Genomic DNA, 20,004 nt, shown 5'->3' on the forward strand with positions numbered 1-20,004 from the left:
GCGCATGCCGTGCCCAAGAGGAATATTGAATGTTCGGAGCCTTTCGTCGGTACTTCTCCACCGACCTCGCCATCGACCTTGGCACCGCCAACACCCTGATCTTCGCCCGCGACAAGGGCATCGTGCTGGACGAGCCGTCCGTGGTCGCCATCCGCCACGAAGGCGGCCCGCACGGCAAGAAGGTCATCCAGGCCGTCGGTCGTGAAGCCAAGGCCATGCTGGGCAAGGTGCCCGGCAACATCGAGGCCATTCGCCCGATGAAGGACGGCGTGATCGCCGACTTCGTGATCACCGAGCAGATGATCAAGCAGTTCATCAAGATGGTGCATCCGCGCACGCTGCTGACGCCCAGCCCGCGCATCATCATCTGCGTGCCCTGCGGCTCCACCCAGGTCGAGCGCCGCGCCATCAAGGATGCGGCCGAGGCCGCCGGCGCCACCGCCGTCTACCTGATCGAGGAACCCATGGCCGCCGGCATCGGCGCCGGCCTGCCGGTGTCCGAAGCCTCCGGATCCATGGTGGTCGACATCGGCGGCGGCACCACCGAGGTCGGCGTGATCTCGCTGGGCGGCATGGTCTACAAGGGCAGCGTCCGCGTGGGCGGCGACAAGTTCGACGAAGCCATCATCAGCTACATCCGCCGCAACTACGGCATGCTCATTGGCGAGCCCACGGCCGAAGCCATCAAGAAGAGCATCGGCTCGGCCTTCCCGGGCTCCGAGGTGCGCGAGATGGAGGTCAAGGGCCGCAACCTGTCCGAAGGCGTGCCGCGCAGCTTCACCATCTCCAGCAACGAAGTGCTGGAAGCGCTGACCGATCCGCTCAACCAGATCGTCTCGGCCGTCAAGAACGCGCTGGAGCAGACCCCCCCCGAGTTGGGCGCCGACATCGCCGAGCGCGGGATGATGCTGACCGGCGGCGGCGCGCTGCTGCGCGACCTGGACCGCCTGCTGGCCGAGGAAACCGGCCTGCCCGTGCTGGTGGCCGAAGACCCGCTGACCTGCGTGGTGCGCGGCTGCGGCATCGCCCTGGAGCGCATGGACCGCCAGGGCAGCATCTTCACCAGCGAGTGATGGTGCGGCGCCAACCTTTTCAGGCGCTTCGCGCCTCCCCTCTTCTCTCGCACCGCTGCGCGTTGCGGGAGGGGGGCTACGCCAGTGGCCGGGCGAAGCCCGTTCCACGGCGTCTGCTGGCGGTGGCGCTCCCGGCGTTCTGATGGCGTGACGGCGCGCGGCGCCGTCGGCACAACACGACACGATCTCTCCGATGCCTCTGGGAACCCTGGAACGGTCTGCGCCGTCCTTCTTCCGGCAAGGGCCGTCGCCGCTTTCCCGACTCATCCTCTACAGCGCCCTGGCGCTGTTTTTGATGGTGGCCGACGCCCGTTTCGGCATGACCGAGCCGCTGCGCAAGGCCGTCTCCACCGCGCTCTATCCGCTGCAGTGGGCCGTGCTGCAGCCGGTGCAGTTCGCCGGGCGCGGCGCGGGCTACTTCCAGTCGCTGGAGGCTGCCGAGCAAAGCCGTGACGAGGCCCAGCGCAAGATGGCGCAGCTGTCGCAGCGCGTGAACCAGGCCGAAGACCTGGAGCAGGAGAACGCCCGCCTGCGCAAGCTGCTGGAGCTGCGCGAGCGCCTCACCACTCCGGCCCAAGCCGCGCAGGTGATCTACGACACCGCCGACCCCTACACCCGCCGCGTGATGATCGACCGCGGCCAGACGGCCGGCGTGGAGCTCGGCTCGCCCGTGCTCGACGAGTCGGGCGTGCTGGGCCAGGTGACCCGCGTCCACCCGTTCCTCAGCGAGGTCACCCTGCTCATCGACCGCGACCAGGCCATTCCCGTGATGAACATCCGCACCGGCGCGCGCAGCGTGGCCTACGGCGACCCGATCGCGGCCCATGGCGGCGGCATCGAGCTGCGCTTCATGCCCGGCAACGCCGACGTGCAGGAGGGCGACCTGCTCACTACCAGCGGGGTGGACGGGCTTTATCCTTCCGGCATGCCGGTGGCGCGCGTCATCGGCGTGGAACGCCGGGCCGATTCCGCCTTCGCCCGCATCTACTGCGCGCCGCTGGCGCAGATGCAGGGCGCCCGCCACGTGATGGTGCTCAAGCCGCTCACCGCCGAGCTGCCGCCCAAGCCGGCCCCGGCCGAGGCGGCCGTGAAACGAAAGGGTCGCCGATGATCATGCCCAAGGGCCAGCCGCTGCTGATGCCGGCGCGCCCGCTCTTCATCGCGCTCAGCCTGCTCGCCGCGCTGGCCTTCAACATGCTGCCGCTGGGCCGCGTGGTCTGGACGCCCGACCTCGTCATGGTGCTGCTGGTGTTCTGGGGCGTGCACCAGCCCCAGCGCGTGGGCATGGGCGTGGCCTTCGCCATGGGCATCTGCATGGACGTCTACCAGGCCGCGCTGCTGGGCCAGCATGCCCTGGCCTACACGGCGCTGATGTACGGCGCCATCTTCGCGCACCGCCGCCTGCTGTGGTTCAGCGTGCCCTCGCAGGCGCTGCAGGTGCTGCCGCTCTTCGTGGTCGCCCACGCCATCGAATTGCTGGTGCGCCTGCTGGCGGGCGGCATCGTGCCCGGCATCGAGGGCCTGGCCGCGCCGGTGCTGGAGGCCGCGCTCTGGCCGCTGGCCAGCTGGGTGCTGCTGGCGCCCCAGCGGCGCCCGCCCGACCGCGACGAAAACCGGCCGCTGTGAAGAAGACAGAGACGAAGGCAAGGGCGATCGTGACGATCGCGACGGCCACGGCGGTGCGCGGCGCCGGGGTGCGCGCATGACCGAGCTGCGCAACAACGAAGCCGACGCCTCGCGCTTTCGGCTGCGCGTGGTGGTGGTGGGCCTGGTCGTGTTCCTGGCCTTCTGCCTGATCGTGGCGCGCCTGCTGGTGCTGCAGGTCGCGCGGCACGACGACCTGGCGGCCCAGGCGGAGAGCAACCGCACGGCCGTGGTGCCCATCGTGCCCAACCGCGGCCAGATCATGGACCGCAACGGCGTGGTGCTGGCCACCAACTATTCGGCCTATACGCTGGAGATCACCCCCTCCAAGGTCGACGACCTGGAGGCCACCATCGACGAGCTGTCGAAGGTCGTGGACGTGCACCAGCGCGACCGCCGCCGCTTCAAGCGGCTGATGGAGGACGCGCGCAGCTTCGAGTCGCTGCCCCTGCGCACCCGGCTCACCGACGAGGAGGTGGCCCGCTTCACCGCCCAGCGCTACCGCTTCCCGGGCGTGGACATCAAGGCGCGCCTGTTTCGCAACTACCCGCTGGGCGAGGTCGCGAGCCACGCCATCGGCTACATCGGCCGCATCAACCAGCGCGAGAAGGAACGCATCGACGATTCGGAAGACGCGGCCAACTACCGCGGCACCGAGCACATCGGCAAGCTGGGCGTGGAGCAGAGCTTCGAGACCACGCTGCACGGCCAGACTGGCGTGGAGCGCATGGAGACCTCGGCCGGCGGCCACGCCGTGCGCCGCCTGGCCAGCCACCCGGCCACGCCCGGCAACACGGTGATGCTGTCCATCGACATCAAGCTGCAGAAGCTGGTGGAAGACATGTTCGGCGACCGCCGCGGCGCGCTGGTGGCCATCGACCCGCGCAACGGCGAGATCCTGGCGCTGGTCAGCAAGCCCACGTTCGACCCCAACCTGTTCGTCGAAGGCATCGACACCGAGAACTGGCAGGCGCTCAACGAGTCCATCGACAAGCCGCTGCTCAACCGCGCGCTGCGCGGCACCTACCCGCCCGGCTCGACCTACAAGCCCTTCATGGCGCTGGCGGCGCTCGAGCTCGGCAAGCGGCCGGCCGCGCAGGTCTACAACGACCCGGGTTTCTTCAACTACGGCGGCCGCACCTTCCGCAGCCACGAAGGCGGCCTGGGCGGGGTGGACATGCACCGCGCCATCCAGTTCTCCAGCAACACCTACTTCTATTCGCTGGCCGTGGAGATGGGCGTGGACACGATCCACGACTTCATGAAGCCGCTGGGCTTCGGCCAGATCACCGGCATCGACCTAGGGGGCGAGGTGCGCGGCGTGCTGCCCAGCACCGAGTGGAAGCGCAATACCTACAAGCGCCCCGAGGCGCGGCGCTGGTATTCGGGCGAAACCGTGTCGCTCGGCATCGGCCAGGGCTACAACAACTTCACCATGCTGCAGCTGGCGGTGGCCGAGGCCACGCTCGCCAACGGCGGCACCCGCTACAAGCCGCACCTGATCAAGGCCATCCGCGACACCGTCACCGGCCAGGTGACCGAGGTGCAACAGCCGCCCGGCGAGCGCCTGGGCTATTCGCAGAAGAACGTGGACATCGTGCGCAACGCCCTGGTGGCGGTGAACAAGGGCGGCACCGGCACACGCGTGTTCGCGGGCGCGCCCTACACCTCGGGCGGCAAGACCGGCACGGCGCAGGCCGTGAGCCTGGGCCAGAACGTGAAGTACAACGCCCGCGCGCTGGAAGAGCACCAGCGCGACCATTCCCTCTTCGCCGCCTTCGCCCCCGCCGAAAACCCCAAGGTGGCCGTCGCGCTGATCGTGGAGAACGCCGGTTTCGGCGCCGCCGCGGCCGCGCCCATCGCCCGGCGGGTGTTCGACTACTGGCTGCTGGGCGACTACCCGAGCGAGCAGGACCTGGCTGCCGTGGTCAAGGGCCAGGCCAGCGCGCCCATCGGCACGCCGCGCCGGGCGGCGGACATTCCCGTCGCCACGCGCTGACGGGCCCGGGCGCTCAGCGCGGCGGCTGCACCTGGCTCACCACCAGCGCCAGCACGATCAGCGCAGCGCCCGCGATGCCCGCCGCGCCCAGGCGCTCGCCGATCAGCCACCAGGCCGTGAGCGCGGCGAACACCGGCTCCAGCCCGAAGACGATGGCGCTGCGCATCGCGTCCACCCGCTGCTGGCCCCAGGCCTGCAGTGTCACCACCAGCACGCTGGCGACCACGCCCAGGTAGATCAGCGCCGCCCACGACGGGGCGGGCAGGGCGGCGAGCGTGTCGATGGACGACGCCACCCCGCCATGGCGTTCCAGCAGCAGCACCGCTGCCGCCGCGAACATCACCACCGCCTGGGCCGCCGCCATGCGCGTGGCGCGCAGCGGCTGGTGCGCGGTGCGGCGGGCGCATTCCTCCAGCGTGAGGATGTAGATGGCATAGAACAGCGTGCTGGCCAGCGTCAGCGTATCGCCCAGGTTCCAGGGCTCGTTCTCGTGGAACATCAGCACCATGCCGCCCAGCGCGAGAAGGCACGCCACCCACAGCATCCAGCCGTAGCGGCGCCCCAGCACGGCCATGGCCAGCAGCGGCACCACCAGCACGTTGAGGCCCGTGACGAAGGCATTGCGGTTGCTGCTGGTGCGCGCCAGCCCCTCGATCTGCAGCCAGAACGCGAGGAACAGCAGCCCGCCCAGCAGCAGCCCCCAGCGCAGCTCGGGCCGGCGCATGCCGCGCCAGAGCGGCGCCAGCACCACCAGCGCGATGGCGAAGCGCAGCCAGATGAGCTGCAGCGCGTCCAGCTGCGCGGACAGCAGCTTCATGGCGGGGAAGGTGGTGCCCCAGACCAGGGTCACCAGCAGCAGGGCCAGCAGGCCTCGGCGGTCAGCGCGCATGCGTTCGTTTCGTGCCGGCCAGGCCGGCGATATCAAAAAGAGGAGCGGGTGGCGCAGGTCTGCCAAGGGTTTTCAGGGCGATTGGCCCTGAAAGCCTTATGAAGCCAGCGCAAGCAGCTCACATTTCAGGAGCAAATGCCCTGCGGACGAGCATCCGGGGGTGCCAGGCGCCGCAGGGCCCTTCTCAGGCGCTCATGCGGCCGATGAAGGCGCGGATGCGGTCGTTGGCCGGGTTGCCGAAGAAGTCGGCCGGCGGCGCGTCGTGCGCGATGCGGCCCTGGTCGAAGAACATCACCCGGTCGGCCACCTCGCGGGCGAAACCCATTTCGTGGGTGACCACGATCATGGTCATGCCGCCGCGCGCCAGCTCGCGCATCACGTCCAGCACTTCCTGCACCATCTCGGGGTCGAGCGCCGACGTGGGCTCGTCGAACAGCATCACCTTGGGCTCCATCGCCAGCGCCCGGGCGATGGCCACGCGCTGCTGCTGCCCGCCCGACAGCTGCCAGGGGTACTTGAGCGCATGGTCCTGCATGCCCACGCGGCGCAGCAGGGTCATGGCCTTCTGGTTGGCCTGGGCGCGTGGCGTGCGGCGGATGCGGCGCGGCGCCAGCGTCACGTTGTCCAGCACGCTCATGTGGCCGAACAGATTGAACTGCTGGAACACCATGCCGACCTCGCTGCGCTGCCGCTGTAGCGAGCGCTCGTCGTCCGTCACCTCGGCGCCGCCGATGGTGATGGTGCCGCTGTCGTGCGGCTCCAGCCGGTTGATGGCGCGCAAGAGCGTGCTCTTGCCCGAGCCCGAGGCGCCGATGATGACGGTGACCTCGCCGGTGTTGAAGGCCGTGGAGACCTCCTTCAGCACCTGGTGCGCGCCGAACGACTTGCAGACGCGGTCGACGACGATGTAGTGGTTGCCGGTGCTCATTTACTTGACCCGTCCTTCCACGTCGAAGCGGTGCTCGATGGCGTTGGACACCTGCGTGACCAGCGTGGTCAGCAGCAGGTAGGTGACGGCCACGGTGGTCAGCGTGGCGATGGGCTGGAAGGTGGCCGACTGGATGCGGTTGCCCACGTTGGTCAGCTCCACCACGCCGATGGCATAGGCCAGCGAGGAATCCTTCAGCAGCGCGACGAAGTTGCTCACCAGCGGCGGCAGCGAGATCTTGAACGCCTGCGGGAACACCACGTCGAAGAACACGTAGGTGCGCGACAGGCCCAGCGCGCGGGCGGCCTCGGTCTGGCCGCGCGGCACGGCCAGCAGGCCGGCGCGGATGGCCTCGGCGTTGTAGGCCCCCACGTTCAGGCCCAGCGCCACCACGGCCGCCGCGAAGTCCGGCAGGTTGGCGCCCGGCACCAGCACCGGCAGCGCGAAGTAGACGAACAGGATCTGCACCAGCAGCGGCGTGCCGCGGATGACCCAGATGTAGAAGCCGGCCACCCAGCGCAGGCCGATGAAGCGCGCCGTGCGGGCCAGCGCGGCGGCGGTGCCCAGCACGATGCCCACTGCGCCACTGACCAGTGTGAGCCACAGCGTGGTGCGCGCGCCTTCGGAAAACGCCTGGGCGTTGTTGCCGATGGGTTCAGGGAGGAAGGAGAGCGCCCAGCCCAGCAGGGACAGGGCCAGCACCATCAGGACGAGGGCCGAGACCAGCGTGGCATTGCTGCGTTGCTGGCGGCTCCACTGCGTGGGCCAGATTGCGGTCAGCATTTGATGAAAATGAGGCCGGCGCCCGCAGCGTGAGCTACGGGCGCCGGTGGGTCCCTGGGCAGGCTGTTACTTCGTGCAGCGCACGTCTTCGTTGAAGTACTTCTTGGAGATGGTGGCATAGCTGCCATCGGCCAGCGTCTCGGCGAAGGCCTTGTTCCAGGCGTCGGCCAGGCCCGTGTTGCCCTTCGTCATGGCGGGCGCGATGCGCTCGACGAACAGCATGTCGCCCAGCTTGAAGCCGGCCTTGGCGTTCTTGGCGGCGGCTTCCTTGGCGACGAACTTGTCGCTGACCCAGGCGTCCACGCGCTTGGAGATCAGGGCGCGCTGGGCGTCGGTGTCCTGCGGGAAGTTCTTCACTTCCTTCACGCCGGTCAGCTTCTGCACGTTCTCCAGGTAGCTGGTGCCGGTCTGCACGGCCACGACCTTGCCCTTCAGGTCGTCCGCCGTGCGGGTCTTGCCGTCGATGGAGACGATGATGCCGCCCGAGCAGTAGTGCGGATCGGCGAAGGTCACGGCCTTGGAGCGCTCTTCGTTGATGCCGTGCGATGCGATCACCACGTCCCAGCGGTCCTGCGGCAGGCCGGTCAGCAGGGCGTCGAAGCCCAGCGTCTTCCATTCCAGCTTCAGGCCCATCTTCTTGACCACGGCCTCGGCCACTTCGACCTCGAAGCCGGTGAGCTTGGTGCCCTGGAAGAAGTTGAACGGGGCGAACTGCCCTTCGGTGGCGATGATGATCTTGCCGTCCTTCTTGATGGCGTCGACCGTGCGGGCCTGAACGGAAAAGCCGGCACAGAGGGCCACGGCCAGGGCAATCGTCTTGAGCATCTTCATCTGCTGTTCCTGCGGGGGATGATTTCAGGTACAAAAAATCCGGCTGGGGCGGTAGACCGAGCCGGAGCGTTGTCGTGCGTCGTCTGCTGGGTGAGAGAGGGCGTCACGGAGTGGTCACATTATAGGGATGCGGCCTTGCCGCGAGGCACTGCCGCAAACCCTGAGCGTCTGTCAAGCAAGGTCAGTGCCCGCGCCGGATCAGCGTGGATTTGCCGAACAGGCTCTCCAGCAGATCCACGGCCAGCTCGGCTGTCTGGTTGCGGATGTCGAGCGCCGGGTTCAGCTCCACCAGGTCGGCCGAACGCAGCGCGCCGCTGTCGGCCAGCATCTCCATGCACAGCTGCGTCTCGCGGTAGGTGGGGCCGCCGCGCACCGCCGTGCCCACGCCCGGCGCGACCGACGGGTCCAGGCAGTCCATGTCGAAGCTCACGTGCAGGTGGGTGCCAGCGTCCACGTCGGCCAGCGCGCGCTCCATCACGGCGCGCATGCCCAGCTCGTCGATGGCGCGCATGTCGTGCACCTCGATGCGGTGCTCGCGCACGAATTCCTTTTCGCTGTCGTCCACGCTGCGCACGCCCACCAGGCCGATCTGGCCGGCCTCGAGCGCCGGCACGCCGGCCAGCCGCGTCAGCCCCGCCGGGCCGTGGCCCAGCAGGCAGGCCACCGGCATGCCGTGCAGGTTGCCGCTGGGCGTGGACTGGGGCGTGTTGGCATCGGCATGCGCATCGAACCACAGCACCTTCAGCCGCCGGCCGTGGTTGCGGCAGTGCTGGGCCGCCGCGCTGATGGAGCCGATGGCCAGGCAATGGTCGCCGCCCATCATCAGCGGCAGGTGGCCGGCTTCCAGGTCGGCCAGCACGGCGGTGTAGACGGCCTCGTTCCAGGTCGTCACCTCGGCCAGGTGCCGGAAACCGCTGGCCGGCTGCGCCTGCGGATTGCCCGGGCCGGCCAGGTTGCCCCGGTCGATCACCTCGAAGCCGCGCCCGCGCAGGGCGCGCGCGATGCCGGCGATGCGCAGCGCGTCCGGCGCCATGCTGGCGCCCAGCACGCTGGCGCCCACGTCGGTGGGCGCGCCGATCAAGGTGAGGGTGGGGGGCTTCGGTGTCATGTCGGGGCTCCGTGCAACGAAAGGAAAGAGCGGCTCAGCGCAGGAAGGCGTCGTAGCCGGTCTTGAGGATCAGCGCGCTGACCACGAAGATGAAGATGCCGCGCACGAAGCCCGTGCCGTGCTTGAGCGCCATGTGCGCGCCCAGCACGCTGCCCACCACGTTGGCCACGGCCAGCGGCAGCGCGAAGTGCCACCACACGTGCCCCTTGGCGGCAAAGAGAATCAGCGCGGCCACGTTGGTGGCCAGGTTCAGCAGTTTCGCCGACACCGAGGCATTCAGGAAGTCGTAGCCCAGCAGCCGCACGAAGAGAAACACGAAGAAGCTGCCCGTGCCCGGGCCGAAGAAGCCGTCGTAGAAACCGATCACCAGCCCGATGGCGCAGGCCACCAGGGTTTGCGCCCGGCCGGCCAGGCGCGGTGCGTGGTGGCGGCCCAGGTCCTTCTTGATGAGCGTGTAGGCCAGCACCAGCAGCAGCACGAGCGGCAGCAGCCGGCGCAGGAAGTCGGCGGAGATGACGGTCACCGTCCACGCCCCGGCAAAGGCGCCCGCGAAGCCGGCGGCAGCGGCTGGCAGCATGGCCTGCCACGGGATCTGCACGCGGCGGCTGTACTGCCAGGTGGCGATGCCCGTGCCCCAGAAGGCGGTGCCCTTGTTGGTGCCCATCAGCGTGGCGGGCGGGGCGTTGGGGAAGGTGGCGAACAGGGCCGGCAGCAGTACCAGGCCGCCGCCGCCCACCACGGCGTCCACAAAGCCGGCCAGCAGCGAGGCCAGCGAAACGATGATCCATTCCATAGGGCGGCGATTGTCGCACCGCCCATCGGGCGCGGCTGCTATGCAATTAGGAGCTAGACATGCCCGCCGGCCGTGCGCTGGACGGCCGTGCGATCCAGGCGCCAACGCCGGAAAAAAAAGGCGCCGGGATCGCCGGCGCCTTGGAAGGAAATGCATCTCAGGGGGATGCTTGGGTCATGTCTTGTTGGAGTTGCTAGGGTTGTCTCCCCGGTCCCCTCGTCTTGCACGCCGGGGCGCGCTGTCGAGTGCGTGGACTGTAACGGCGCGCACTGCGCTGGTGCATCAGTGGTTTCCCGCAGACGGCGCACGGCACGAAGCGGCATCAGGCGGAGCGCAGCGTCCCGAAAACGGGGCGGGCGCGCACCGCAAAGGTTCGCGGCCCCCTCTTGGCATGCGATATGCGAGGGGCCCGCCGTTACAAGGAGTCATACATGCATCCAACAGCAAAGCAGCCGATAGGACAGAGGGCACGGAAGCTGGCGGTAAGCACCGCCGCCCTGGCGGGCAGCGCGTGGATCGGCGGCGCGGTGGCGCAGACCGAGGCGGCCGCCGCCGCAGCGCCGGCACTCGTGCGGCCAGGGCTGGTGCCGGTGTCCTCGCTAAGCGGCGCGGACACCGCCTGGATGATGACCGCCACGGCGCTGGTGCTGCTCATGACGCTGCCGGGCGTGGCCCTCTTCTATGCCGGCATGGTGCGGCGCAAGAACGTGCTCAACACCCTGGCCTGCGTGGTGGCCATCGCGGCGCTGGTCAGCCTGCTGTGGTTCGCAGGCACCTACTCGTGGGCCTTCACGCCCGGCTCCGCCTGGTGGGGCGGGCAGGCGCGGGTCGGCTTCGGCGGGCTGGACTTCGACCTGACGGGCGGCATGGTGGCGGTGAGCCACATCGCGCCGCACATCCCGGAGTCGGTGTACGCCATGTACCAGCTCACCTTCGCCATCATCACCGCCGCGCTGGTGGTCGGCGCCTTCGTCGAGCGCATGCGCTTCGCCGCCATGCTGGTTTTCATCGGGCTCTGGTCCGCGCTCGTCTACACGCCCATCGCCCACTGGGTGTGGGAGCCGGGCGGCTGGCTGGCGCGCATGGGGGTGCTCGATTTCGCGGGCGGCTCGGTGGTGCACGTCAACGCCGGCATGGCGGGCTTGGCCTGCGCCTGGTACCTGGGCCCGCGCCGCGGCTATGGGCGCGAGCCGTTCGAGCCCTACAACCTCGGCTTCACCATGGCGGGCGCGGCGCTGCTGTGGGTGGGCTGGTTCGGCTTCAACGCGGGCTCCGCCGTGGCGGCGGACGGCCGGGCGGGCCTGGCGATGGCCACGACGCACATTGCCGCCGCCGCCGGGGCGATGTCGTGGATGCTGGCCGAGGCGCTGCTTCGCGGCCGGGCATCGCTGCTGGGGCTGTGCTCCGGCCTGGTCGGCGGGCTGGTCGCCATCACGCCGGCCGCCGGCTTCGTCACGCCGCTGTCGGCGCTGTGCATCGGCCTGGCGGCGGGGCTGGCCTGCTACTGGGGCGCGACCGGCATCAAGCGGCTGCTGCGCGTGGACGATTCGCTCGACGTCTTCGGCGTGCACGGCATCGGCGGCATCGTCGGTTCGCTGCTCACCGGCCTGCTGGCCGAGCCGCGCATCGGCGGCGTCGGCGGCAGCGTGGTGACGCAGGCGCTGGGCGTCGGCGCCGTCATGGCGTTCAGCCTGGCGGGCACGGCGCTGCTGCTCTGGCTGGTGGACGCGGCCCTGGGCCTGCGCGTGCCCGAGCGCGACGAGCTGGCCGGGCTGGACCTGGCGCTGCACCGCGAGCGCATTGGCGGTTGAGCGCGCGGCGCCCCATCCGAAAGGACTTCCATGCGACACAGTGAACGACTCGCCATCGCCGCCCATCTGCATGTGCTGCTGCGCCGCAAGACCGGGCGCGTGACCGACACCGAGTGGATGGCGGCCGACAGGGCCTACGCGCTCGAGATCGTGCGCTTCGCGCGCGAGCGTGCCCAGAGCGACGGCCTGCCCGAGCTGAACGAATGGGCCGACAAGCTCGAGGCGGCCACCTACCAGGCCGCCGCCGCGCCCGCCCCGCGCCGGCCGCTGGCGCAGGCCCTGGCGCCGCAGCCCCCGGATCCGCCGCCGGTGCCCGACCGTTACGTGGGCGGCATCCGCTGAGCGGCCGGCATCCCCGTCCGGGCCGGCATTCCCACCATTGCCGCCCGCCTGGGTGCTCCGCCTACCCCGCGTCGGCGCGAATCCACTCCGCCGCCTTCTCCGCCATCATCAGCGTGGGCGAATTGGTGTTGCCGCTGGTGATGGTGGGCATGGCGCCCGCATCGACCACGCGCAGCCCCGCGATGGTGCCGCCCCGCCCGTCGCGCACCCGCAGGCGCGAATCCAGCACCGCCATCGGGTCGCCGTCCCGTCCCATGCGGGTGGTGCCCACCGGGTGGAAGATGGTGGTGGCGATGTCGCCCGCCAGGCGGGCCAGGTCTTCGTCGCTCTCGTACTGCGGGCCTGGCTTCCATTCGGTGGGCTCGTAGCGGGCCAGGGCCGGCTGGGCGGCGATGCGGCGCGTCACGCGCAGGCTGTCGGCCGCCACCTGGCGGTCCTCGGGGGTGCTGAGGTAGTTGGGCGCGATGGCCGGGCCCTGGCGGAAGTCCGCGCTCTTGATGCGCACCGTGCCCCGGCTGGTCGGGTTCAGGTTGCACACGCTGGCCGTGAACGCCGGGAAGGCGTGCAGCGGTTCGCCGAAGGCCTCCAGCGACAGCGGCTGCACGTGGTATTCGAGATTGGCGTAGGGCTGGTTGGGGCTGCTGCGGGTGAAGGCGCCCAGCTGCGAGGGCGCCATGCTCATCGGGCCGCTGCGCCTGAGCGCGTATTCAAGGCCGATCCTGGCTTTGCCCAGCCAGCTGCCCGCCAGCACGTTGAGCGTGGGCACGTGGTTGACCTTGTAGACGGCGCGGATCTGCAGGTGGTCCTGCAGGTTGGCGCCCACGCCGGGCAGGTCGGCCACCGCGTCGATGCCGTGCCGGGCGAGCAGATCGGCCGGGCCGATGCCCGAGAGCTGCAGCAGCTGCGGCGAATTGACGGCGCCGGCGCTCAGCACCACCTCGCGCGTGGCGTGGGCCTGCACCATCTCGTCGCCCGTCCAGACCTGCACGCCGGTGCAGCGGAGGCTGCCGTCGCCTCGCGTCTCGATCAGCAGCCGCGTGGCCTGCGCGGCGGTCCACATCTCGAAGTTGGGCCGGCCGTAGCAGGTGGGTCGCAAGAAGGCCTTGGCGGTGTTCCAGCGCCAGCCGGCCTTCTGGTTCACCTCGAAATAGCCCACGCCCTCGTTGTCGCCGCCGTTGAAGTCGTCGGTGGCCGGGATGCCCGCCTGCTGCGCGGCCTGGGCGAAGGCGTCCAGCACGTCCCAGCGCAGGCGCTGCTTTTCCACCCGCCATTCGCCCAGGCCGCCGGTGGTCTTGCTGCCGTGCAGCTGGCGAAAGCGCTCGCTCGCGGTGTCCGGCTTGTCCAGGCGCCAGTGGTCTTCATGGCGGCGGAAGGCGGGCAGTACGTTGTCCCAGCGCCAGGTGTCGTCGCCGGTGGTGTGGGCCCAGTGGTCGTAGTCGCGCGCCTGGCCGCGCATGTAGATCATCCCGTTGATGCTGCTGCAGCCGCCCAGTGTCTTGCCGCGCGGGTAGCGCAGGCTGCGGCCGTTCAGGCCCGGCTCGGGCTCGGTGTGGTAGAGCCAGTCGGTGCGCGGGTTGCCGATGCAGTAGAGGTAGCCCACGGGAATGTGGATCCAGTGGTAGTCGTCCTTGCGGCCCGCCTCGACGAGCAGCACGCGGTAGCGCCCGCCCGAGCTCAGGCGGTTGCAGAGCAGGGCGCCGGCCGTGCCGCCGCCGATGATGATGTAGTCGAAAGTGGTGTCGCTCATGGCGGGCGTTGGCAGGCGGGGGAGGGCAGGGCGGGAAGAGGGTGGAAAGGGGGCGGGAACGGGGTGCGGGCGCGGGCGCCAGGGCCGCTGCCATTGTGCGGAACGCCGCTGCCGTGTCGATAGGGAAAAGGCGGATTGCTATCAGTTTGGTAGCTTAAAGCGCTCATGGATCGGGCGCTGCAAGCGTTTTGTGATGGTTTTTTCACACCCCGCCGCGGCGCCCGGCTCCCCGGCGGCACGGGGCGCGACTTTGGCTGACGTGGCAAGCTGTTGCACTCAGCTACGATCCCGCACCGATGACCGACCGCCAGCCCAGCATCACCCGCACCGACGCGCCCGAAGGGCCGTCCGCCGTGCTGCACGGACGCTGGGGCGCGGCGGAGCTGGGCGAGCGGCGCCGCTGGCGCAAGCTCTCCGCGCAGCTGGCCGAATCGCCGGCGGCGGCCGGCCTGGGCTGGGACCTGCGTGAGCTGGACTGGCTCGACCACGTGGGCGCCCAGCTGCTCTGGAACCATTGGGGCCGCGCCTGGCCCGAGCGCATCGCGCTGACCGATGCGCAACGCGACATCCTCCAGCGCATCGAGGAGTTCAGCACCGAGGAGGCGCCCGCCGAGCGCTGGAGCCTCGCCGAGCAGGTCGACACGCTCGGCGCCAAGGTGATGCACGGCGTCGGCCACGGCCGCGACCTGCTCACGCTGATCGGCCAGCTGGTCATCGACGGGCTGCGCCTCGTGCGCAACCCGCGCCTCATGCCCTGGCGCGACGTGTCGGGCCACCTCTACAGCATGGGCGCCACGGCGCTGCCCATCACCGCGCTGGTGGGCTTCCTCATCGGCGTGGTGCTGGCCTACCTGATGAGCCTGCAGCTGCGCCAGTTCGGCGCCGAATCTTTCATCGTCAACATCCTGGGCATCTCGCTGATCCGCGAACTCGGCCCCATGCTGGGCGCCATCCTGGTGGCGGGCCGCTCGGGCTCGGCCATCACCGCGCAGATCGGCGTGATGCGCGTGACCGAGGAGCTGGACGCCATGCGCGTCATGGGCATCGCCCACGGCCTGCGGCTGGTGCTGCCGCGCGCGGTGGCACTGGGCATCGCCATGCCGCTCATCGCGCTCTGGACCACGCTGGCCGCGCTGGGCGGCGGCATGCTGGCGGCCGACATCGCCATGGGCATCTCGCCCGCCTATTTCGTGCAGGCGCTCCCCGCCGCGGTGGCGCCGTCCAACCTGTGGATGGCGATGGCCAAGTCGGCCGTGTTCGGCGTCGCCATCGCGCTCATCGGCTGCCACTGGGGCCTGCGGGTCAAGCCCAACACCCAGAGCCTGGGCCAGGGCACGACCGCCTCGGTGGTGAGCTCCATCACCATGGTCATCGTGGTGGATGCGCTCTTTGCCATCGGCTTCAAGAACCTCGGGATCTGAGCCTGACGCCATGACCGACGACGCCCGCCTGTCCCACCCCGCTCCCGATCCGGCCCCCGGTCCGGCCACGGCCGCCCCCGCGCCGCCGCCCGCCGATGCGCCGGCCGTGGTCGAGGTCAAGGGCCTGGCCACCGTGTTCGGCAAGGGCGACGAAGCCTTCACCGTGCACAAGAACCTCGACCTTACCGTGCAGCGCGGCGAGATCCTCTCGGTGGTCGGCGGCTCGGGCACCGGCAAGACGGTGCTGATGCGGCACATTCTCGGGCTGACGCAGCCCACCGAAGGCAGCGTCACCGTGCTGGGCGAGCCGGCGGCCCGGCTCACCGCCCGGGGCGCGGCCAGCCGGGTGGGCATGCTGTTCCAGCAGGGCGCGCTGTTCTCGGCCTTCAACGTGCGCGACAACATCGCCTTCGCGCTGCGCGAGCAGGGCACGCTGCCCCAGCGCCTCGTGTGCGACGCGGCCATGGTCAAGCTGCAGATGGTGGGCCTCAAGCCCGAGCACGCCACCCGCATGCCGGCCGACCTGTCGGGCGGCATGATCAAGCGCGTGGCGCTGGCGCGCGCGCTCATCATGGACCCGCCGCTCTTGATCCTGGACGAGCCCACCGCCGGGCTCGACCCCAACAGCTCCGACGACTTCTGCGAGCTGCTGCGCGAGCTGCATGCCTCGCTCGGGCTCACCGTCATCATGGTCACGCACGACCTGGACACGATCTTCGCGCTCTCCACCCGCGTGGCCGTGCTGGCGGAAAAGCGCGTCATCGCCAGCGGCACGCCCCAAGAGGTGGCGCAGGTCGACCACCCCTTCATCCACCAATTCTTTCTCGGCGAACGCGGCCGGCGCGCCATGGCCCCGGCGCCCGTGGCGGCCCCCGCATCGCCAGACACCTCCAAGGACGACTGATGGAAAACAAGTCACACGCACTCGCAGCGGGCATCTTCGTCGTGGTCGTGGCCGCGCTGCTGGCCGGCCTGGGCCTGTGGCTCACGCGCGACCGCACCGACTACACGCTGTACGAACTCTCCAGCAAGGACAGCGTCAGCGGCCTGCAGCCCGAAGCCGCCGTGCGCTACAAGGGCGTGGCCGTGGGCAAGGTCACGCGCATCGGCTTCGACCCCAAGGTGGCGGGCAACGTGCTGATCCGCATCGCCGTGAACGAGTCGGCCCCCATCTCGCCCACCACCTTCGCCCAGCTCGGCTACCAGGGCGTCACGGGCCTGGCGCACATCCAGCTCGACGACGCCGACGCGCCCATCCAGCCGCCGCCCCCGGGCGACAGCGGCCTGCCGCGCCTGACGCTCAAGAGCTCCTCCTTCAGCCAGATCGCCGAGCAGGGCCCGGCCATCCTCGCGCAGGTGCAGGAGGCCACCGAGCGCATCAACAAGCTGCTGGGCGACGAGAACCAGGCGCGCTTCGCCGTCGCGCTGGACAACCTGGCCAAGGCCGCAGGCAGCGCCAACACGCTGGTTCAGCGCATCGACAACACCGTGGCCACCAAGCTCGACCCGGCGCTGGCCACCGTGCCCGCCGTGGCGCAGGACGCCCGCGCCACCCTGCAGGCTCTGCGCACGGCGGGCGACAATGCCTCGGCCGCCGTCGGCGAGGTGCGCAGCGCCGTCGCCAAGCTGAGCGTGGAGGGCGGGCCGATCGACAAGATCGCCGACAGCTCGCAGTCGCTGTCCGACGCGGCCGACCGCTTCGGCCGGGTGTCGCTGCCGCGCCTGAACAACGCGGCGGACGAAGCCGCCCGCGCCGCGCGCCGCCTGGGCCGCACCGCCAGCGGCATCAGCGACAACCCGCAGTCGCTCATCTACGGCAACGGCAGCGCCTCGGCCGGCCCGGGCGAGCCCGGCTTCGTGCCGCCCACCCGCCTGGCCCCCGCGCCATGAGCCCCGGCCGGCGGCGGAACGCATCTTTCCCGAGAGTGGAGTCAATCGGCATGTTTACTATCAAAACAATAGCTGCTCGCGCTGGTGGAACAAGCGCCAGAGGCATTTTGGGCCTGTGTCTCGCAGCCGCGCTGGGCGGTTGCTCCGTGCTGCCCACGCCGCCCACCCGCGCCGAGGTGTACGACTTCGGGCCGGGGCTGACCGTTTTCCAGCCGAACACCGGCTCGCAGGGCGCTGCCGCGACGCTGGCGCCCGGCGGTGCCGCCATGCGGGCGCCGGTCGCGCTGGCCGAAGTCGCCACCACCGGCGTGCCCGAGGGCAGCAGCGCCGTGCTGTACCGCCTGGCCTACGCCAACGCGCAGCACCTGCGCCCCTACACCCAGGCCCGCTGGAGCCAGCCGCCCGCGCAGCTGGTGCAGCAGGCCCTGCGCGACCAGATGGGCCAGCGCCGTGCCGTGCTGCTGGGCGAAGAAGGCATCGCCCAGCTGCTGGACGACGGCCGCCCGCCGCTGGTGGTGCGCGTGCAGCTGGAAGAATTCAGTCAGGTCTTCAGCGCGCCCGCCAGCAGCACCGGCCTGGTGCGTCTGCGTGTCTCGCTGGGCGAATCGACCACGGCCGGCGAGAAACTCGTCGCCCAGCGCGTCTTCACCGTGCAGCGCCCGGCGCCCACGGCCGACGCGGTGGGCGGCACGCGGGCACTGGCGGAAGCCGCGGCGCAGGCCGCCGCCGACGTGGAACAGTGGCTGGAGCAGCTGGGGCGCTGAGCACGCAGCCAGCCCATCCCCTGCAATGACGCCACGGCGGCAAGGGCCGCACGCGGCGGGCACAATCCCGGCAGCGGGGCGCCACCTGGGCGCGCCCTATCCACGCCACTTCCGGGACATCCATGAGCATCGACCTCGCACACATCAACGCCACCCTGGGCCGCGACGCCCAGGGCCTGGTGGACTGGGCCATCGGCCTGGGCCGGCCGGCCATCGTCACCACCAACTTCCGCCCGTTCGAGGCGGTGATCCTGCACATGTGCACCCGCGCCCGGCCCGACATTCCGGTGGTGTGGATGGACAACGGCTACAACACCGAGGCTACCTATCGCTTCGCCGACGAAGTGACCAAGCAGCTGGGGCTGAACCTGAGCATCTACCTGCCGCGCCGCTCGCGCGCGCACCGCGAGGCGGTGGAAGGCCCGGTGCCCGCGCTGGACGACCCGCGCCACGCCGCCTTCACCGAAGAAGTGAAGCTCGAACCCTTTGCCCGCGCCCTGCGCGAGACCGCGCCGCAGGTGTGGTTCACCGCCTTGCGGGCCACCGACACCGCGGTGAGGGCGCAGATGGATCCGGTCAGCATCAATCCCGACGGGCTCGTCAAGGTCGCGCCGCTGCTGCACTGGTCTTCGAAGGAGCTGTACGAATACCTGCAGGCGCACGGCTTGCCCAACAACTTCGACTATGTCGATCCGACCAAGGGCGAGGACAACCGCGAGTGCGGGCTGCATCTGTCGCACTGACCCGCGGGCCGACCGCGACTGCGGTGGTGAAACGAGCGTGCCGGGGTGCACGCTTTTTTTGTGCCTGCCGCCACCGTAGGCTTGAACTGACGCGGGCTGCGTGACCGCGCCTACGGACCTGCCCCGGGGGCGCTTCTACAGTGCTTGCATCGCATCCGGACCAGCGCTGACCCATGTCGGGGAAGCAAAGGAAGCGACAACCAACGCAAAGGAGATGGCCATGAACGAAGACACCGTCAAGGGCAACTGGAAGCAGTTCACCGGCAAGATCAAGGAGCAATGGGGCAAGCTTACCGACGACGATCTCGACGTCGCCGCCGGCAAGCGCGACCAGCTGCTGGGCAAGCTGCAGGAGCGCCACGGCCTGGCCAAGGACGCCGCCGAAGAGCAGCTGAAGTCGTGGGAAGGCCGCAACCCGGACTTCCGCTACGACCGTTGATGGATTCCACCCGCCGAGCCCACCGGCGCGGCGGGCGCCCGGGGCCCACACCGGTCCCTGGCTGATTCCCTGATTCCTTTTCCCCAAACCACAACAAGCCTGAGCCCGGTTGCCCGATGGGGCAGCCGCCTGGCCCGGCATCAAAACCGCAACAGACCCGAGGAGACTTCCATGAAGCACGCACGTCACCTGATCGCCATCGTCGCCGCCGGCATGCTGGCAACTTCCGCCATGGCCATGACCAGCGCCGAACACAAGGCCGCCAAGGACCAGATCTCTGCCGACTACAAGGCCAACAAGGCGAAGTGCGACGCACTGACCGCCAACGCCAAGGACATCTGCATGAAGGAAGCCAAGGGCGCTGAAAACGTCGCCAAGGCCGACCTCGAATCCCGCTACAAGCCCAGCGACAAGAACACCTACAAGGTGGCCGAGGCCCGTGCCGACGCCGACTACGCCGTCGCCAAGGAAAAGTGCGACGACCTGAGCGGCGACGCCAAGAACGTCTGCCAGAAGGACGCCAAGGCCGCCCATGTGACCGCCAAGGAAAACGCCAAGGTCGCCCGCGCCCAGGCCAAGCCCGCCGACAGCGCCGCCAAGAAGGATGCCAACGTCGCCGAAGTGAAGCAGGAAGCCACGGCCGAGAAGCGCGAAGCCCAGTACAAGGCCGCCAAGGAACGCTGCGACACGATGAGCGGCGATGCCAAGGACAAGTGCGTGGCGGACGCCAAGCGCATGTACGGCCAGTGATCGGCTGATCTCCACGGCAACTGCGCCTGTCACTCCACTACACAAGACG

The 20,004-nt window shown here is 69.9% G+C and carries 20 protein-coding genes; 13 read left to right on the forward strand and 7 right to left on the reverse strand.

All coding sequences use genetic code 11. The features are described from left to right. Window positions 1–29 precede the first annotated feature (29 nt). The 4 genes from ABWV53_RS16870 to mrdA all read left to right on the forward strand — a co-directional run bounded on the left by ABWV53_RS16870 (window position 30) and on the right by mrdA (window position 4,716). A complete protein-coding gene (locus ABWV53_RS16870) occupies window positions 30–1,073 on the forward strand; it encodes a rod shape-determining protein (RefSeq protein WP_353367310.1) in 1,044 nt (347 codons plus the stop codon). Window positions 1,074–1,266: 193 nt separating this feature from the next. Continuing rightward, the gene (gene mreC / locus ABWV53_RS16875) at window positions 1,267–2,184 is read left to right on the forward strand and encodes a rod shape-determining protein MreC (protein ID WP_353367311.1); all 918 of its coding nucleotides are present in this window, start codon (window positions 1,267–1,269) and stop codon (window positions 2,182–2,184) included. Beyond that, entirely contained in the window at window positions 2,181–2,699 is a 519-nt protein-coding gene (gene mreD / locus ABWV53_RS16880; RefSeq protein WP_353367312.1) for a rod shape-determining protein MreD, read from the forward strand. Before mreC ends, mreD begins: the two co-directional genes overlap by 4 nt. Window positions 2,700–2,775: 76 nt before the next feature. Beyond that, window positions 2,776–4,716, forward strand: a complete 1,941-nt coding sequence (mrdA, locus tag ABWV53_RS16885; RefSeq protein ID WP_353367313.1) for a penicillin-binding protein 2 — start codon at window positions 2,776–2,778, stop codon at window positions 4,714–4,716. Between the two features lie 13 nt (window positions 4,717–4,729). Here the strand turns inward: mrdA and ABWV53_RS16890 are convergent, their stop codons facing one another. The 6 genes from ABWV53_RS16890 to ABWV53_RS16915 form a co-directional block, all read right to left on the reverse strand. Continuing rightward, window positions 4,730–5,605 (reverse strand): DMT family transporter, encoded by an 876-nt coding sequence (locus ABWV53_RS16890; RefSeq protein ID WP_353367314.1) that lies wholly within the window; start codon window positions 5,603–5,605, stop codon window positions 4,730–4,732. A 184-nt stretch (window positions 5,606–5,789) separates the two neighbouring features. Continuing rightward, window positions 5,790–6,533 (reverse strand): amino acid ABC transporter ATP-binding protein, encoded by a 744-nt coding sequence (locus ABWV53_RS16895; protein WP_353367315.1) that lies wholly within the window; start codon window positions 6,531–6,533, stop codon window positions 5,790–5,792. Beyond that, a complete protein-coding gene (locus tag ABWV53_RS16900; RefSeq protein WP_353367316.1) occupies window positions 6,534–7,316 on the reverse strand; it encodes an amino acid ABC transporter permease in 783 nt (260 codons plus the stop codon). A 66-nt stretch (window positions 7,317–7,382) separates the two neighbouring features. Next, a complete protein-coding gene (locus ABWV53_RS16905) occupies window positions 7,383–8,147 on the reverse strand; it encodes an ABC transporter substrate-binding protein (protein ID WP_353367317.1) in 765 nt (254 codons plus the stop codon). Between the two features lie 181 nt (window positions 8,148–8,328). After that, window positions 8,329–9,255 carry an arginase gene (rocF, locus tag ABWV53_RS16910; RefSeq protein WP_353367318.1) on the reverse strand — a complete coding sequence of 309 codons (927 nt, stop codon included), beginning with the start codon at window positions 9,253–9,255 and terminating at the stop codon, window positions 8,329–8,331. A 34-nt stretch (window positions 9,256–9,289) separates the two neighbouring features. Further along, window positions 9,290–10,048 (reverse strand): sulfite exporter TauE/SafE family protein, encoded by a 759-nt coding sequence (locus ABWV53_RS16915; protein ID WP_353367319.1) that lies wholly within the window; start codon window positions 10,046–10,048, stop codon window positions 9,290–9,292. Between the two features lie 431 nt (window positions 10,049–10,479). Between ABWV53_RS16915 and ABWV53_RS16920 the strand changes: the two genes are divergently transcribed. Both ABWV53_RS16920 and ABWV53_RS16925 read left to right on the forward strand, forming a co-directional pair. Then, window positions 10,480–11,859, forward strand: coding sequence for an ammonium transporter (locus ABWV53_RS16920; protein ID WP_353367320.1), 1,380 nt, complete (start codon window positions 10,480–10,482; stop codon window positions 11,857–11,859). Between the two features lie 30 nt (window positions 11,860–11,889). Further along, window positions 11,890–12,201, forward strand: coding sequence for a hypothetical protein (locus ABWV53_RS16925; RefSeq protein WP_353367321.1), 312 nt, complete (start codon window positions 11,890–11,892; stop codon window positions 12,199–12,201). A 61-nt stretch (window positions 12,202–12,262) separates the two neighbouring features. Here the strand turns inward: ABWV53_RS16925 and ABWV53_RS16930 are convergent, their stop codons facing one another. Continuing rightward, on the reverse strand, window positions 12,263–13,948 hold the full coding sequence (locus ABWV53_RS16930) for a GMC family oxidoreductase (RefSeq protein WP_353367322.1): 1,686 nt from the start codon (window positions 13,946–13,948) through the stop codon (window positions 12,263–12,265). Window positions 13,949–14,244: 296 nt separating this feature from the next. Here ABWV53_RS16930 and ABWV53_RS16935 point away from each other — a divergent pair, with 296 nt between their 5' ends. From ABWV53_RS16935 to ABWV53_RS16965, 7 genes are all read left to right on the forward strand, one after another. After that, on the forward strand, window positions 14,245–15,369 hold the full coding sequence (locus ABWV53_RS16935; RefSeq protein ID WP_353367323.1) for an MlaE family ABC transporter permease: 1,125 nt from the start codon (window positions 14,245–14,247) through the stop codon (window positions 15,367–15,369). 10 nt (window positions 15,370–15,379) lie between these two features. Beyond that, window positions 15,380–16,273, forward strand: coding sequence for an ABC transporter ATP-binding protein (locus ABWV53_RS16940; RefSeq protein ID WP_353367324.1), 894 nt, complete (start codon window positions 15,380–15,382; stop codon window positions 16,271–16,273). Next, on the forward strand, window positions 16,273–17,259 hold the full coding sequence (locus ABWV53_RS16945) for an MlaD family protein (RefSeq protein ID WP_353367325.1): 987 nt from the start codon (window positions 16,273–16,275) through the stop codon (window positions 17,257–17,259). The genes ABWV53_RS16940 and ABWV53_RS16945 overlap by 1 nt, the downstream gene beginning before the upstream one ends. 50 nt (window positions 17,260–17,309) lie before the next feature. Further along, window positions 17,310–18,023: an ABC-type transport auxiliary lipoprotein family protein gene (locus ABWV53_RS16950; RefSeq protein WP_353367326.1), complete on the forward strand. Its 714-nt coding sequence runs from the start codon at window positions 17,310–17,312 to the stop codon at window positions 18,021–18,023. 122 nt (window positions 18,024–18,145) lie between these two features. After that, a complete protein-coding gene (locus tag ABWV53_RS16955) occupies window positions 18,146–18,766 on the forward strand; it encodes a phosphoadenosine phosphosulfate reductase domain-containing protein (protein WP_353367327.1) in 621 nt (206 codons plus the stop codon). 220 nt (window positions 18,767–18,986) lie between these two features. Next, window positions 18,987–19,205, forward strand: coding sequence for a CsbD family protein (locus tag ABWV53_RS16960; RefSeq protein WP_056669973.1), 219 nt, complete (start codon window positions 18,987–18,989; stop codon window positions 19,203–19,205). Window positions 19,206–19,376: 171 nt separating this feature from the next. Further along, the gene (locus ABWV53_RS16965) at window positions 19,377–19,955 is read left to right on the forward strand and encodes a hypothetical protein (protein WP_353367328.1); all 579 of its coding nucleotides are present in this window, start codon (window positions 19,377–19,379) and stop codon (window positions 19,953–19,955) included. The last annotated feature ends 49 nt before the right edge of the window (window positions 19,956–20,004 follow it).

The organism is Acidovorax sp. FG27 (assembly GCF_040365715.1).
Taxonomy (GTDB): Bacteria; Pseudomonadota; Gammaproteobacteria; order Burkholderiales; family Burkholderiaceae_C; genus Paracidovorax.

What these genes read in the sequence shown, in the direction of transcription:
- ABWV53_RS16955 (WP_353367327.1), top strand. Translation starts at nt 18,146, where the DNA reads ATGAGCATCGACCTCGCACACATCAACGCCACCCTGGGCCGCGACGCC.
- ABWV53_RS16960 (WP_056669973.1), top strand. Translation starts at nt 18,987, where the DNA reads ATGAACGAAGACACCGTCAAGGGCAACTGGAAGCAGTTCACCGGCAAG.
- rocF (WP_353367318.1), bottom strand. Translation starts at nt 9,255, where the DNA reads ATGACACCGAAGCCCCCCACCCTCACCTTGATCGGCGCGCCCACCGAC.
- ABWV53_RS16950 (WP_353367326.1), top strand. Translation starts at nt 17,310, where the DNA reads ATGTTTACTATCAAAACAATAGCTGCTCGCGCTGGTGGAACAAGCGCC.
- ABWV53_RS16945 (WP_353367325.1), top strand. Translation starts at nt 16,273, where the DNA reads ATGGAAAACAAGTCACACGCACTCGCAGCGGGCATCTTCGTCGTGGTC.
- ABWV53_RS16930 (WP_353367322.1), bottom strand. Translation starts at nt 13,948, where the DNA reads ATGAGCGACACCACTTTCGACTACATCATCATCGGCGGCGGCACGGCC.
- ABWV53_RS16935 (WP_353367323.1), top strand. Translation starts at nt 14,245, where the DNA reads ATGACCGACCGCCAGCCCAGCATCACCCGCACCGACGCGCCCGAAGGG.
- ABWV53_RS16905 (WP_353367317.1), bottom strand. Translation starts at nt 8,147, where the DNA reads ATGAAGATGCTCAAGACGATTGCCCTGGCCGTGGCCCTCTGTGCCGGC.
- mrdA (WP_353367313.1), top strand. Translation starts at nt 2,776, where the DNA reads ATGACCGAGCTGCGCAACAACGAAGCCGACGCCTCGCGCTTTCGGCTG.
- ABWV53_RS16900 (WP_353367316.1), bottom strand. Translation starts at nt 7,316, where the DNA reads ATGCTGACCGCAATCTGGCCCACGCAGTGGAGCCGCCAGCAACGCAGC.
- ABWV53_RS16890 (WP_353367314.1), bottom strand. Translation starts at nt 5,605, where the DNA reads ATGCGCGCTGACCGCCGAGGCCTGCTGGCCCTGCTGCTGGTGACCCTG.
- ABWV53_RS16925 (WP_353367321.1), top strand. Translation starts at nt 11,890, where the DNA reads ATGCGACACAGTGAACGACTCGCCATCGCCGCCCATCTGCATGTGCTG.
- ABWV53_RS16965 (WP_353367328.1), top strand. Translation starts at nt 19,377, where the DNA reads ATGAAGCACGCACGTCACCTGATCGCCATCGTCGCCGCCGGCATGCTG.
- ABWV53_RS16915 (WP_353367319.1), bottom strand. Translation starts at nt 10,048, where the DNA reads ATGGAATGGATCATCGTTTCGCTGGCCTCGCTGCTGGCCGGCTTTGTG.
- ABWV53_RS16940 (WP_353367324.1), top strand. Translation starts at nt 15,380, where the DNA reads ATGACCGACGACGCCCGCCTGTCCCACCCCGCTCCCGATCCGGCCCCC.
- ABWV53_RS16920 (WP_353367320.1), top strand. Translation starts at nt 10,480, where the DNA reads ATGCATCCAACAGCAAAGCAGCCGATAGGACAGAGGGCACGGAAGCTG.
- ABWV53_RS16895 (WP_353367315.1), bottom strand. Translation starts at nt 6,533, where the DNA reads ATGAGCACCGGCAACCACTACATCGTCGTCGACCGCGTCTGCAAGTCG.
- ABWV53_RS16870 (WP_353367310.1), top strand. Translation starts at nt 30, where the DNA reads ATGTTCGGAGCCTTTCGTCGGTACTTCTCCACCGACCTCGCCATCGAC.
- mreD (WP_353367312.1), top strand. Translation starts at nt 2,181, where the DNA reads ATGATCATGCCCAAGGGCCAGCCGCTGCTGATGCCGGCGCGCCCGCTC.
- mreC (WP_353367311.1), top strand. Translation starts at nt 1,267, where the DNA reads ATGCCTCTGGGAACCCTGGAACGGTCTGCGCCGTCCTTCTTCCGGCAA.